Annotated in this window: 10 protein-coding genes; 4 read left to right on the forward strand and 6 right to left on the reverse strand. The window is 69.6% G+C overall.

Going from position 1 to position 13,204, the window contains the following annotated elements; genetic code table 11:
- Window positions 1-30 precede the first annotated feature (30 nt).
- Window positions 31-414: a hypothetical protein gene (locus AB0C19_RS16375; protein WP_357185943.1), complete on the forward strand. Its 384-nt coding sequence runs from the start codon at window positions 31-33 to the stop codon at window positions 412-414.
- A gap of 15 nt (window positions 415-429) precedes the next feature.
- Here the strand turns inward: AB0C19_RS16375 and AB0C19_RS16380 are convergent, their stop codons facing one another.
- The gene (locus AB0C19_RS16380) at window positions 430-825 is read right to left on the reverse strand and encodes a hypothetical protein (RefSeq protein ID WP_357185468.1); all 396 of its coding nucleotides are present in this window, start codon (window positions 823-825) and stop codon (window positions 430-432) included.
- 124 nt (window positions 826-949) lie between these two features.
- Here AB0C19_RS16380 and AB0C19_RS16385 point away from each other — a divergent pair, with 124 nt between their 5' ends.
- Entirely contained in the window at window positions 950-1,180 is a 231-nt protein-coding gene (locus AB0C19_RS16385) for a hypothetical protein (RefSeq protein ID WP_357185471.1), read from the forward strand.
- A 7-nt stretch (window positions 1,181-1,187) separates the two neighbouring features.
- Here AB0C19_RS16385 and AB0C19_RS16390 read toward each other — a convergent pair whose 3' ends face one another.
- The gene (locus AB0C19_RS16390; RefSeq protein ID WP_357185474.1) at window positions 1,188-2,063 is read right to left on the reverse strand and encodes an alpha/beta hydrolase; all 876 of its coding nucleotides are present in this window, start codon (window positions 2,061-2,063) and stop codon (window positions 1,188-1,190) included.
- A 91-nt stretch (window positions 2,064-2,154) separates the two neighbouring features.
- Entirely contained in the window at window positions 2,155-2,499 is a 345-nt protein-coding gene (locus AB0C19_RS16395; protein WP_357185476.1) for a DUF1330 domain-containing protein, read from the reverse strand.
- Between the two features lie 121 nt (window positions 2,500-2,620).
- On the opposite strand from AB0C19_RS16395, the gene AB0C19_RS16400 reads away from it, so the two are divergent.
- The gene (locus AB0C19_RS16400) at window positions 2,621-3,463 is read left to right on the forward strand and encodes a helix-turn-helix transcriptional regulator (protein ID WP_357185479.1); all 843 of its coding nucleotides are present in this window, start codon (window positions 2,621-2,623) and stop codon (window positions 3,461-3,463) included.
- Here AB0C19_RS16400 and AB0C19_RS16405 read toward each other — a convergent pair.
- Window positions 3,436-4,440, reverse strand: a complete 1,005-nt coding sequence (locus AB0C19_RS16405; RefSeq protein WP_357185482.1) for a hypothetical protein — start codon at window positions 4,438-4,440, stop codon at window positions 3,436-3,438. The genes AB0C19_RS16400 and AB0C19_RS16405 overlap by 28 nt on opposite strands.
- 594 nt (window positions 4,441-5,034) lie before the next feature.
- Between AB0C19_RS16405 and AB0C19_RS16410 the strand changes: the two genes are divergently transcribed.
- Complete coding sequence (locus AB0C19_RS16410) at window positions 5,035-8,034, forward strand: glycoside hydrolase family 95 protein (protein ID WP_357185485.1); 3,000 nt, start codon at window positions 5,035-5,037, stop codon at window positions 8,032-8,034.
- A 303-nt stretch (window positions 8,035-8,337) separates the two neighbouring features.
- Here the strand turns inward: AB0C19_RS16410 and AB0C19_RS16415 are convergent, their stop codons facing one another.
- Both AB0C19_RS16415 and AB0C19_RS16420 read right to left on the reverse strand, forming a co-directional pair.
- Complete coding sequence (locus AB0C19_RS16415) at window positions 8,338-11,799, reverse strand: alpha-glucuronidase family glycosyl hydrolase (protein ID WP_357185488.1); 3,462 nt, start codon at window positions 11,797-11,799, stop codon at window positions 8,338-8,340.
- A 144-nt stretch (window positions 11,800-11,943) separates the two neighbouring features.
- Entirely contained in the window at window positions 11,944-13,026 is a 1,083-nt protein-coding gene (locus tag AB0C19_RS16420; protein WP_357185492.1) for a LacI family DNA-binding transcriptional regulator, read from the reverse strand.
- Window positions 13,027-13,204: the final 178 nt, after the last annotated feature.

Consider the following 13,204-nt stretch of genomic DNA (forward strand, 5'->3'; position numbering starts at 1 on the left):
TCACCCGATCGACGGAGACTCCCCGTGATTATGGCTCTGCTGCTCGACCTCGCCAACATCGTCGGTGGCTTCCTGCTCGCCGTGGCGGTGCTGCGGCTGCTGCCACGAGTCGGCGACGACCTGGGCCGCCTCGCCGGTCGGGCCACCCCGATCGCGTGGGTGGTCGGCCTCGTGGCGTTGGTAACCGGGGGCTACTACCTGATCGTCCACCTGGTGTCCGGGCCCCGGGTGTTCCACTTCGAGGTGGTGGGGATCGGTGTGGGGCTCGCCCTGCTGTGGGGACGGCTGACCGGGCGGTCGACGCCGCGCGACGAGCAGTCGGACGGCGCCACTGGTGTCCGGCTGTTGCTCGCGATCTTCGGCCTCATCGCGATCGTCGTCGGCGTGCAGGGGCTGTTCACTCCGGACGGCTGACAGCGGGTCACCGGGTCACGTGGTGGACGGTCGCGGCGCCCAGGTGCCCGCGGCGCTGGCGATCAGGAGTGTCACCGCTGGTAGGAACGCGACACCGACGCCCAGCCCGAGCAGCAGACCCCACCCGGTGAGTACGAGCGCGGCCACCAGGTCGGCGACGATGGTCAGCCGCCCGGCCCGTTGCGCGAGGACGGGCAGCAACGCCGCGACAACGGGAACGCCGAGCAGGTAGCCGGCCGCCGCGCCGGAGTCGTCCACGGTGAAGGGAACCAGCACGGCGGCCACCAGCACAGTGACCGCCAGGGCCGACCATCTGAGCACCGAGCGGGCGTCGGCCGGCTTACGGACCAGGACCACGAGACCGACGAGCAGGACACCCACGAGTGCGCCGACGGTCGCCAGACCAGTCATAAATGCCCTCCTCGACAGCAGCGGGTGTCGTTTAATCGAAGACGGCGGATCGTCGCCCCGCGTCTCACGATACGGCTGGTCGCCCAGCCGCACGAGATCCAGCGTCGAGCAAGGAGGTCCTGGCATGCCTCTCCTGCGAATCCACCTCGGCACCGACCGGGGCACCGCCCGCCGGGTGTTGCAACTGCATCAGCAGGGCAGGGCCCATCATGAGTCGCGGGAGGCGGCCCGGGAACAGGTGTGGCGTCAGGGCCGCACCCCGTGCGGTGACCCGGTCTTCGTCGGCGTCACCAACGGCCGCCGCGATGTGCAGCTGCTCTACGACGTCGAGGTCTACTCCGAGGCGACCGGTTGAGCGGACGTCAGCCGGCGTCCAGCACCTCCCGCAGCCGCGCGGCGAACGCCTCGGGCTTGCCCGCGTAGCCGAACTCGCCGCCGAGGAAGCCGCCGTGGTGGCTCGGGAACACCACGGCCTCCTGGCCGAGCAGCGCCGCGAGGCCCAGGGCGGTGCGGGCGGTGTACGTTCCGGCCGACTCCTCGCCGACAGCGACCACGATCCGGGTGGGCGCGGCGGTCAGCACGCTCGCGTCGGGACGGTAGTCGGTGATCGCCCACGAGTTCTGCGACAGCAGCGGATCGTCGCGGCGGCCATCGTCGTCGGCGGCCATGCCGAACATCGCCGGGTCGGGAGCGGGTTGGGCGAAGTAGGCATCGGTGAACTCGCCCTGCCAGGACGTCATGGCGATGAACGCGGCCATCCCCGCACCCGAGCCCTTCGCCTGGTACGCCTCGTAGAAGCCGGCTCGGGCGCGCTCGGCGGCCGTGGCGTCGGGGAGCACGGCGTTGATCGGCGGTTCGTGCGCCACCAGGGTGGCGACGTCGTCGGGGTGGGAGGCCACCAGTTCGAGTGCTGTTACCGCGCCGCCACTGCTGGCGAACACGTCGACCGGACCAACGTCGAGCGCCTGAACGAGGGCGTGCAGGTCGGCGGCCTGCTGCTGCGGCGTGTGGTCGGACCGACCGTCCTTGCGGACGCTGCGGCCCAGACCACGCGGGTCGTAGGTGAGGACGGTGCGGTCCGTGAGGTGCGGGGCGAGCGCGGTGAAGCCTTCCGCCGCCATCGGCTGGCCGATCATGAGCAGCGCACGGTGGGCGCCAGTGGGAGGTAGCGGGCCGCGGACGTCGTAGACCAGGTCGACGCCGGGAATGACCAGTGTGTGCGTCTGGATGTCCTGCATTCGATGAGACTACGGACGGCTGACCTGTCTCGGGGTGCCTTGCGGGCGGCGAGCCGTCGGGTTCTTCGGGACGGCGCTCGCGCGTCGGGTGCTACCGATCGGTGGTACGGCGAATGGCCGCGGCCATCTGCGACGAGTCGTGGCCCGGCTCGACGCCGTCGACGAGAATCACCTCGCCGGTGAGGTGCCTCGTCCGCAGGGGCTTGATCTCCTGGTAGGCGCTGGACTGGTACCAGGAGCGGGCCCGGTTCAGGTCGGGAAACTCGATGACGACCACGTCGCCGGGCCAGTCGCCCTCCAGGACGTCGACGGCGCCGCCGTGGACGATGAACCGGCCCGCGAAGGGCGCGAGGGTGGCGTCGATTCGCTCCAGGTACGTCAGCACCTCGGCGTGGACGGGTGCCTTACGGAGATGTGCGAGCGCGTACGCGGTCATGGTTGTCGGTCCTTCGCGTTGTGTCGTCTCAGGTGGGGGTTGATTTTTCCGGTGTCGTGGTGGGCTGTCGATTACCTCGCAGGTAATGGCTCGGCCGTCGGTGCGGAATTAGGGTTGGTGAGTGAGGATCTCGACCCGGCACGGGCGACCAGTGGGGGAGCTGCTGCGCGACTGGCGCCAGACTCGCGGAATGAGCCAGCTCGACCTGTCGATCGAGGCGGGAGTGTCGGCCCGGCACCTGAGCTTCGTCGAGACCGGGCGGTCCCGCCCGAGCCCCGACCTCATCCTGCGGCTGGCCGAACACCTGGAGATGCCGCTGGCCGAGCGCAACACGATGCTGCTGGCCGGCGGTTACGCGCCCGCCTTCCCGCGCCACGAACTGGGCGACCCCGAGCTGACACCGGTCCGGGCCGCCGTGCGGCGGATCCTCGATGGTCACAGCCCGTACCCCGCGCTGCTCGTCGACCAGCACTGGCACCTCGTCGACGCCAACCCTGCCGTCGCCCTGTTCACCATGGACGCGCAGCCCCACCTGCTCACTCCACCGATCAACGTGCTGCGCCTCAGCCTGCACCCCGACGGTCTGGCACCGCGCATCGTCAACCTGCCCGAGTGGCGCGCCCACCTGCTGAAGCGGCTGCACGAGCAGGCGGCGACAACAAACGACCCGATCCTGTACGACCTGCACGAGGAGCTTCGCGGCTATCCCGGTGGCGACGTCGAGACGACACCGCCAGACGATGCCCTCTCACGTGTTCTCGTCCCGCTGCGCTACCGGCACGGTGACCAGGAGTTGTCCTTCGTCAGCACCACGACCCTCTTCGGTACGCCGCGGGATGTCACAGTCGCCGGGTTGGCCGTCGAGGCGTTCTTTCCCGCTGACTCGGCGACCACGCAGACCCTCCGGGCCCGTGCCGATCATGACTCGGCTGCCCGTCACCCTGCGGGAGCGGGCGGCGGCTGACGGAGCGTGTCGTCGATGATGCCGGGCATCCGCCGGGCCACTCCGGCGAGGAGATCCGCTACCTGTACGCGCGGATCGTCGCGGGAGTCGACCATCACCAGCCCTGCCAGGGGAGACACCCCGTTCGGCAACGCCCCGGCCCGGCCGGCGCCGGCCGCCAACGCGTAGCCGTCGGCCAACACCCGCTGGAGGCGGGTCAGGCGGTCGGCCGTCAGGGCGCTCTGCTCGTCGTGGGTCACCAGCACCTGCCGCTGGCCGCCGCTCCAGGACAGGACCGTCTCCGCCAGCGCCGGCAACAGCGGTTCCAGCGGGGGAGGGACAGTGCGATCGTCGACATCGAGCCTTGCCACCACGGCCCGCACGTGACTCGGGCTGAGCCCGTCCAGGACGGCGTCGGCCACAGTGCCGAGGCCGTGTCGCCGCAGCGCGTCCCGGGCCTGGAAGAACCGCCGCACGGTCTGGTCGACCGGAAGTCGCCGCTTCATCCGGACCAGATCGACGAACGCCGACAGGAAGGCGCCCCAGTCGCCTCCGGTCGCGCGTCCGGCCTCGTGCAGGGCGAGAGCCGCCGGATGGTGCTCGCGAGCCAGGCGGGTGCCCGTCGCATACGACGGCTCGGCCAGCAGGAAGTCCACGATCCGGGTGACGAGGAAGAACTCCTTGTCGATGAGGTGGACGTGCGCGCGACCGGCCAGCGCCGCCAGGAACCACTCCAGTGCCTCCTGCGCACCCGAACCGCGCAGGAACCGGCCGGACTTGAGTTCGTGCGGCGCGAACCGGAACCCGGACCGCAGGGCGGTGATGAGCGCTACCGCCTCGTCGACGGCCAGGTCGACGCTCGCGTGCGTGATCACCGGGGCGGTCGAGTGCAGCAGGTTCGTACCCGAGAATCCCGACTCGTCGCAGGCGATCTCCACGACGGCCCCGACCACCACCGCGCCGCCGGGCGGTAGTCCACCTTGAAGAGGCGATCTCAATCCCGGACTCCCGCCATGCCGCCCATGGTCATCCGTGCGCCGGCAGAGAACAACCCGATTACGTACGGGAGTCGCAGTCCCCAATCCGCGCGCTAGGGGGTTGCCGGTCATCGCGGACGCCCTGTGCGGTCAGGTTCATCGTTCCTCCGAGTGACGCATCGACCGGGATTTCCCACTACACGTCCTTGGGCCCAGCGGGGTTGCGCTGCCGTTTGGCGGCTGGGCGTCGGAGCTGGTGTCCTCCGGGTTCGGCCGCCCGTCTCCGTACATCTGATGTATGTCTGTCGGGGTGGGTGGTCATGGGTGTCCATCTGGCGAATCACCGCGCCGTGCCGCCGCGTTCCGCCGCTGATCACCCGCCCGCTCGTTCTGCTGACCGGCCAGAGGGGCGAGTGTCCACCAATCAATCGACCGTTGCCTATTCTGTGGGCCCGGAGTAACCTTCCCGAAACACATCAGATGTCTGGCTCGCCAAGGCCCGGCGTCGGCCTGCTCAGGCAGGGTCCCGGTTGGCGCCACCAAGCGGATCCCCATGTCGAGTCCCATAGTTGTCACGCTTCGGGGTGGCCGGACTGGTCACCGTTTGGAGGATCGATGTCAGACCTGACCCGACGGCAGGCCCTCAAGGTCGGCGCGGCCGGCGCGGGCGGTGCTCTCCTGCCGGTGCCCTGGACCGCCGTGGCACGAGCGGATTCGGCGGCGCCGCCGCAGGTGTTGGCCGCCGGGGACCTCGCCCTCTGGTACGACGAAGGCGCCGGCACCGACTGGCTGCGGGCGCTGCCGATCGGCAACGGTCGTCTCGGTGCGATGGTCTTCGGCAACGTCGACACCGAGCGACTTCAGCTCAATGAGGACACCGTCTGGGCCGGTGGGCCGCACGATCCCAGCAACCCCAGAGGCGCGGGAGCACTCGCGGAGATCCGGCGGCTGGTGAACGCGAACCAGTGGACCCAGGCCCAGGATCTGATCAACCAGACCATGATGGGCAACCCCGGTGGCCAGCTTGCCTACCAGACCGTCGGCAACCTCCGGCTCGCCTTCGGTTCCGCCAGCGGAGCGTCACAGTACGACCGGACGCTCGACCTCACCACCGCCACCGTCACGACCTCGTACGTGCTGAACGGCGTTCGTCACCAGCGGGAGGTGTTCGCCAGCGCTCCCGACCAGGTCATTGCGATGCGGCTGACCGCCGACCGGACCGGCTCGATCAGCTTCACCGCCACCTTCGACAGCCCGCAGCGCACGACGGTGTCCAGCCCGGACGGCACCACGATCGGCCTCGACGGCGTCTCCGGGAACATGGAGGGCGTCACCGGCGCGGTCCGCTTCCTCGCCTTGGCCAACGCGACAGTCAGCGGTGGCAGCGTGTCCAGCTCCGGCGGCACCCTGCGGGTGACAAACGCCAACAGCGTGGTCCTGCTGATCTCCATCGGCTCCAGCTACGTCAACTACCGCAACGTCGGCGGCGACTATCAGGGCATCGCCCGGCAGCGCCTCACCGCCGCGCGGGCCAGCAGCTACGACCAGTTGCGCAGCCGGCACGTGGCCGACTACCAGGCGTTGTTCGGCCGGGTCACTCTCGATCTGGGCCGCACGTCCGCGGCCGACCAGACGACGGACGTCCGGATCGCCCAGCACAACAGCGTCAACGACCCGCAGTTCTCCACGCTGCTGTTCCAGTACGGCCGCTACCTGCTGATCTCGTCGTCGCGGCCCGGCACCCAGCCGGCCAACCTCCAAGGCATCTGGAACGATTCGCTGGCCCCGGCATGGGACTCGAAATACACGATCAACGCCAACCTGCCGATGAACTACTGGCCGGCCAACACCACAAACCTGGCCGAGTGTCACAACCCGGTCTTCGACATGGTCAGAGACCTCGCCGTCGCCGGAGCGCGGACCGCCCAGGTGCAGTACGGCGCCGCCAGTGGCTGGGTCACCCACCACAACACCGACGCGTGGCGGGCCACCGCGGTGGTGGACGGCGCGTTCTGGGGCATGTGGCAGACCGGCGGCGCCTGGCTGTCCACGTTGATCTGGGACCACTACCTGTTCAACGGCGACATCGAGTTCCTGCGGACGAACTACCCGGCCATGAAGGGCGCGGCGCAGTTCTTCCTCAACACCCTGGTGACCGAGCCGACCCTCGGCTACCTGGTGACCAATCCGTCGAACTCGCCGGAGCTGAGCCACCACTCGAACGCCAGCGTGTGCGCCGGCCCCACGATGGACAACCAGATCCTGCGGGACCTGTTCGACGGCGTCGCCCGGGCCAGCGAGATCCTCAACGTGGACAGCACCTTCCGGGCGCAGGTTCGCGCCACCCGGGACCGGCTGCCGCCCATGAAGGTCGGCTCGCGCGGCAACATCATGGAGTGGCTCTACGACTGGGTGGAGACCGAACCCAACCACCGGCACATCTCGCACCTGTACGGTCTGGCCCCCAGCAACCAGATCACCAAGCGCGGCACCCCGCAGCTGTTCGAGGCGGCCCGGCGGACCCTGGCGCTGCGCGGCGACGACGGCACGGGCTGGTCGTTGGCCTGGAAAATCAACTTCTGGGCTCGGATGGAGGAGGGCAAGCGGGCCCATGACCTGATCCGCTACCTCGCCACCACCGCGCGGCTCGCGCCCAACATGTTCGACCTGCACCCGCCGTTCCAGATCGACGGTAACTTCGGCGCCACCGCCGGCATCGCCGAGATGTTGTTGCAGAGCCACACCGGTGAGCTGCACGTCCTACCCGCGCTGCCGCCGGCCTGGCCGAGCGGGCGGGTGACCGGCCTGCGCGGTCGGGGTGGGCACACGGTCGGCATCACCTGGGCTAGCGGTCTGGCCACCGAGATCCTTCTCCGACCGGACCGGGCCGGCACCGTCCGCCTGCGCTCCCGGATCCTGACCGGCACCGTCACCGTGGTCGACACCGCCGACGGCACGGCGGCCCGGACCACCCGCATCGAGTCCGACCTGATCGAGGTCACAGTGCAGGCCGGACGCACCTACCGGGTCACCAGTTCCGGTGCCACCACGCCGACGCTGGAGCAGAGCTTCAGCAACGTCGGCATCACCAGCGACAGCAACACCAACGTCGGGAACTTCGACGGCGGCGGGGCCTCGCTCTCCGCGCAGGCGCTGGCGCAGGCCGGTGCCAGCCCGGGCGGCACGGTGAGCCGAAACGGGGTCAACTTCCGCTGGCCCAACGTCAGCTCCGGGGCCGCCGACAACGCCATCGCCTCGGGCCAGACCATCGGCGTGACCGGCACCGGCAGCACGCTCGGCTTCCTGCTGACCGGCACCTACGGTGCGGTGTCGGGGACCGGCACCGTGGTCTACGCCGACGGTACCCGCCAGTCGTTCACGTTGAGCACGCCCGACTGGTACGGCGGGCCGCACTCCGGGGGCACCGCGGCCATCGTGTCCGCGTACCAGAACCGGCCCAACAACGGCCGCCAGGCCACCGCCGCCTGCGTCTACTACGTGGGTATCGCGTTGCAAAGCAAGGCGGTGGCCTCGGTCGTGTTGCCCAACATCAGCGCCCGGCCCGCCACGAACGTGCCGACAATGCACATCTTCGCCATCGCGATCGGGGGCTGACGGCAACGATTCCTGCTCGGGGGAGCACGACCGGGCCCGTCCCAACCGGGGACGGGCCCGGTCGCGGCTTCCGGGCCGGTCGCCCTGGTACGGAAGTCGCGGCGTCAGGGCACTATCGCGTAGAGCCGGTCGCTCGGGTCGACGACGACGTTGAGTCGTGTCCCGACCGTCAGGGCGGGGTGGTCCCTGCATCGCGAGGTGGAACCGAACCCCACGCAGGAGACGGTGACCGCGACAGGCCAGAGCCGTCGAGCCGCACGTTGGCCGGGTCCGGCGTGTCACCGGCCCCGGCCAACGGGCGGGCTAGCGGATACGCTCGCCGCGGCTCTCGATCCGGAAGTAGTCGAAGGCGACGTCGAGGTCGGTGGAGGTGCCGGCCCGGTTGAAGGCCAGCAGCCCGGCCTTCGTCGGCTCGACGTTGAGCGTCGTGGAGCCGATGTAGCGGTAGACGCTTCCGTCGGTGGAGTAGTAGGCGCGGTAGCTGTCCCCGATCTTGGTCAGTCGCAGCCAGATGGCGCCGTCGGCCCCGACGATCCGCTGGGCGTCGGCGCCGGTGATCTCCAGGGTGGACGCCGTGCCGTTCTGCTCGCGAAGGAAGACGATCCGGGTCTTGTTGACGGCGGCGGTCGCGTTGCCCATCTCCCAGGCGAGCTTCACGTAGTTGCTGTCGTCCGCGTACGCGAGCACACCGCCCTGCTCGTTGTTCGTGGCGAGTGGGCGGGAGAAGACGACCCGGGAATCGAGCGTCCAGTCGCCGTCGACGTCCTGGAGGGCCAGGTTCCGCGCGGTGTTGGTGTTGCCCTGGAGGTCGCCCTGCTGCGCGCTGACGATCAGGGACCCGTCGGCCAGACGTCGGTTGCTCTCGTCCGGCCGGACCCACTGCCACTGCGAGCCGAGTTGGGTCGAACTGAACTCGTCGCTGCCGGCAAGGGTGGTGTTCAGGTCCACTGTGTAGACCGACGAGGAGCCGCCGTTGGTGACGGTGACCCGAGCCTGACCGGTGGGGCTGGTCGCCTGCTCGACAGCGACAGTGGCGGCGGGGTCGGCGGCGCTGGCGGTGACCGTCGGCACGGTAGTCGTGCCGGCCGGCGCGAGGGCGTTGTAGCGCAGCACCGTCGGCGCGAAGGACGCCAGACGCTTGCCGTTGACGCGCACTGCCGTCAGCGTCGTGTCGGGCACCAGGTTGAAGACGTAGTTCTTCACCAGCGGGCCGAAGAAGCTCTCCGTCGTGACCTTGACGACCGCCTGACCGGGTACGCCGGCCGCCTGGGAGATGATCTCGTAGCGGGCCTTCCGGTCGGCCGTCCGCACCTTCGTGATGGTCGGCGACGCCCCGGCCGGCACCGGAATGGTGTACGAGGTGTCCGACAGGTTGAAGCCGCCGAACCTCTTCCCGTTCACCACGATCGTCGCCGACAGCGGCGCGTCGTCGACCGGGATGTCCCGCCCGCTGAACTCCTTCCAGTAGTTCACCGACGTGTCCCGCCAGTCGGCGGCGTCCGCCTCGTGCACCGCCAGCTTCGCGCGTACCTCGGCGAACCGGCGTGCGTCGATGTCGGGTTGGAGCGCGTCCCAGGTCTCCCGCATCCAGGTCACGTACTGCACGCCCATCTGGTAGCGGTAGACCAACTCGTCCCAGAACGTCCGGCCGCTGTCCATCCGATGGCCCCACGGCACGTGGTGGAACCACATCAGCAGGTTCTCCGGGACCGATTTGATGTTCCCGTAGCGCTGCTGCAACCGGGGGAAGTACTGGGCGGCCAGGTTGCTGCCGGTGGGGGAGCGGTCGAAGCCCAGACCGACGCTGTCGGCCTTGTTGTAGTAGATCGGGCTCCAGTCGTCGCGGCCCGCCCAGTCGGCGGGGTCGGGGCGGTAGTGGACGCCCTCGGCGAACTGGTGGCCGATGCCCAGCGGCGTCTGGTAGCTGACCAGCGACTCCCACGAGCCCATCATCATTTTGTGGATGGTGTCGACGACGCGCCTGTCGTTGCTCCAGGTCATCCGCGTCCAGTCGGTCGCGATGTCCGTCGAGTCGAGCGTCCAGTCCCACGCCTGACGTCCGAAGGCGAACAGGTTCGCCTGGGCGAAGTGGTGCCCGGTCAGGTTGTCCGCGTTACCGAGGTTCGCGACACCCACGATGGCGGTGTCCGGGTGGTGCTGGGCGGTCCCGTCGACGATGTTGCCGACCAGGCGCTTCTTGAGCAGCTTTCCGTTCGCGTCGGTCGCGTACGTGTCGGTCTTGAGGATCTCCTCGTACATCGGGCCGAGGTAGGCGAGCATCCAGTTCTGGCCGGTGTACTCCTGCGTGATCTGGAGTTCCAGGGCCTGGTTGGTGTTCTCCATCCGGCCGAACATCGGGTGGATGGGCTCCCGGGCCTGGAAGTCCAGTGGCCCGTTCTTGGTCTGGAGGAACACGTTGTCGGCGAAGCGTCCCCGGCTGCCGTCCGGCTGGACCTCGTCGTCGATCGGCCCGAACTCCAGGTAGGCCCGCTTGAGCCGGTCGTTGTCGACCTCGGCGTTGTAGACGAACGTCCGCCAGTGCACAGTCATCCCGAGCGGTGCCACAGCGGCGGCGATGGCGTTGGCGCCGTCACCGTGGTCGTACCCGAAGTCCTGTGGCCCCGGCTGGCCCTCGGAGTTGGCCTTGACGGTGAGGCCCATGAAGTCCGGGATCGCGGCCTGGATCTGCTGGGCGCGGCGGTGCCACCAGCCCCGGAAATCCGCGCCGTACGGATCGAGCTGGCTGTTGGTCAGCGTGTCCGGCGCGAACCGACCGTCGGTGGGCGCTGTGTAGCGGATCGACAGGCCCAGCCTGATGCCGTACGGACGCAGCGCGTCGGCCAGGGCGGCCTCCTGTGCGATGCGGGCGCTCGTCAGGTACGCGTTGTCGGCGTTGACGTTGTTGATGGTGATGCCGTTGATGCCCAGCGACGCCAACGCGCGGGCCATGACGAGGTAGCGGTCGAGAATGACGGGCAGGTTCCGGCCGGCGCTGGCACCGGTGGCGGCGAAGTTGAAGATCGCCCCGCTCTCCCCGTTCAGCCCGCCGATTCCGGAGGCGTTGTTGCCCGCGTAGAGACGCTCGGTCTCCCAGTTGTTCAGCAACCGATGCTTGATCTTCGGTGACTCCGCGACGCGGAGGTGGTCGATGGGTTTCTGAGTCTGGAGCAGCCGGAGGAAGGCGAAGGTGCCGTACAGCGCGCCGAGGTCGGTGTTGCCGGCGATGACTGTGAAGCGTGCCCCGCCCCTCGACACCGACCGGACGAGGTAGCCCTCGTCGCCCACTTTGGCCAGGTCGCGGGTCGCGATGGTGCGGCCCACCAGCGGCGAACTCGTCGGCGTGCCCACCACTACCGCGCCGTCGGGGACCGTGCCGCCGTCGACAGTCGCCACTGGTGTCGGTTGGTCGAGCAGCCCGCCCAGACCGCGGACCAGTTCGTCCCGGGCGGCGCCCAGCGTGGTCTCGACGAGCTTCTCGCTGGAATCGGGGGCCATGGCGAGGTCCGTCGTGTGCCGGTGGACGGTCGTGGCGTCGGCGTTCTCGACCACGATCGCCGTGGCCGCGCTGCGGTAGTCACGCAGCAGCTTCGCGTCGTCCACCGGTACGTACCGCAGCCACAGGTCGGAGCCGTTGTAGTCGTCCGGCGACGGGGCCGCGGCGACCGGCGTGGTGGTGGCGACGGTGAGGGTGGCCGCGACGGTGGCCAATGCCGTGCCCAGCACGATGAGGGTTCGCCGTAGCCGGGGCACCGAAGCTCGGTTCATCGCCATCTCCTCGTTCGCTGGGGACGCCGTTTGGCCCGTCCCGCGAGCGCAACGACGTTGCTGGATGGATCCGCGTCGATCCTTCCCGGCGTGGCTCCGCCCCGGCAACGAGTTGTCGTTTCTTGTCGCGGGGCCGCGCGGCCCTCACGGCAGGTGGGCCGCCGGGCCGGGAACGGGCCGCTGCCGTACCCACGCGGGTCGCGCCCGACCGGGGCTCGGGTTGCGGGCGGCCGTCGAGTCGCGGACCACGAGGCGTACCGGCAGGACCATCGGCCGGCCGGTGTGCCCGGGCGCGCCGTCGATCATCGTGAGCAGGTGCCGGGTGGCGGCCGAGCCCTCCGCGTAGAGCGGTGCCGCGACGGTGGTGAGCCCGGGGGTGACGATGTCGGCGGCGAGGATGTTGTCGAAGCCCACGACGCTGACGTCGCCCGGAACGTTGACGCCCATCCGGCTGAGACCGCGGATGATCCCGATGGCCATCTGGTCGTTGAAGGCCAGGACCGCCGTCGCGGGACGCGCGCACAGCTCCTGCGCGGCCCGCTCACCGCCCGCCAGGGTGGGGCTGAACGGCCCGATCTGGCGCACCTTGATCTCCAACTCCATGCCGGCTTCGAGCAGCGAGCGCCAGCGCACACCGTTGGGCCAGGATGCCTGCGGCCCCGCGACGTAGGTGATGTGGTCGTGTCCCAACTCGCCGAGGTGCTCGGCGGCCCGCCGCACGCCGCGCGGGTCGTCAGTGACGACGCACGGCACGTCGGCGAGGGCGCGGTTGAGGACCACCACCGGCCGCTGCTTGGCGACCATCCGGATGGCCGAGTCGGACATTCGGCTGCTGGCCAGCACGATGCCGTCGACTGTCGGCATGGTGCGTTCGACGGCCGCCCGTTCCAGCCGGTCGGACTCCTGGGCGTCGATCAGCACCGTGGTGTATTCGCCGTCGGCGGCCACCTCCTGCGCGCCGCGCACGATCTCGGCGTACACCGGGTTGGTGATGTCGGCGATGACCAGCGCGATCATCTGCGTACGCGACGTGGTGAGGGCGCGAGCGAGGGGGTTGGTCCGGTAGCCCAATCGCTCGGCGACCTGCCGGATCCGTTCGGCGGTCTCGGAGTTGACGCGACTCGGTCGGGAGAAGGCGCGGGACACGGTGGACGGTGAGACGTCCGCCTCGAGGGCGACGTCGTAGATCGTGACTCGCTGTCCCGGCGGCCTGGTGTGGTCGGGCATCTGCATGCTCCTCCCGGCTACGCGCCGTGATCATGGTATGGCGGCCGTGAATACTCGGCAATGCCCCCGCAACAATCCAGCGGTCCGATCACATTCGCGCGAGGCAATACATGGCAACCCGTTGCCGCCGCGGCGCGCCGGCTGCCTCAATCAGCACTGATGACACCTGGCGGAGGGA

This window comes from Micromonospora sp. NPDC048842, from assembly GCF_040649935.1.
GTDB lineage: Bacteria > Actinomycetota > Actinomycetes > Mycobacteriales > Micromonosporaceae > Micromonospora > Micromonospora hortensis.

Bases quoted from the DNA above. Each gene is read 5' to 3' on its own strand.
- AB0C19_RS16375 (WP_357185943.1), top strand. From the start codon at position 31: ATGGCTCTGCTGCTCGACCTCGCCAACATCGTCGGTGGCTTCCTGCTC.
- AB0C19_RS16380 (WP_357185468.1), bottom strand. From the start codon at position 825: ATGACTGGTCTGGCGACCGTCGGCGCACTCGTGGGTGTCCTGCTCGTC.
- AB0C19_RS16385 (WP_357185471.1), top strand. From the start codon at position 950: ATGCCTCTCCTGCGAATCCACCTCGGCACCGACCGGGGCACCGCCCGC.
- AB0C19_RS16390 (WP_357185474.1), bottom strand. From the start codon at position 2,063: ATGCAGGACATCCAGACGCACACACTGGTCATTCCCGGCGTCGACCTG.
- AB0C19_RS16395 (WP_357185476.1), bottom strand. From the start codon at position 2,499: ATGACCGCGTACGCGCTCGCACATCTCCGTAAGGCACCCGTCCACGCC.
- AB0C19_RS16410 (WP_357185485.1), top strand. From the start codon at position 5,035: ATGTCAGACCTGACCCGACGGCAGGCCCTCAAGGTCGGCGCGGCCGGC.
- AB0C19_RS16415 (WP_357185488.1), bottom strand. From the start codon at position 11,799: ATGAACCGAGCTTCGGTGCCCCGGCTACGGCGAACCCTCATCGTGCTG.
- AB0C19_RS16420 (WP_357185492.1), bottom strand. From the start codon at position 13,026: ATGCCCGACCACACCAGGCCGCCGGGACAGCGAGTCACGATCTACGAC.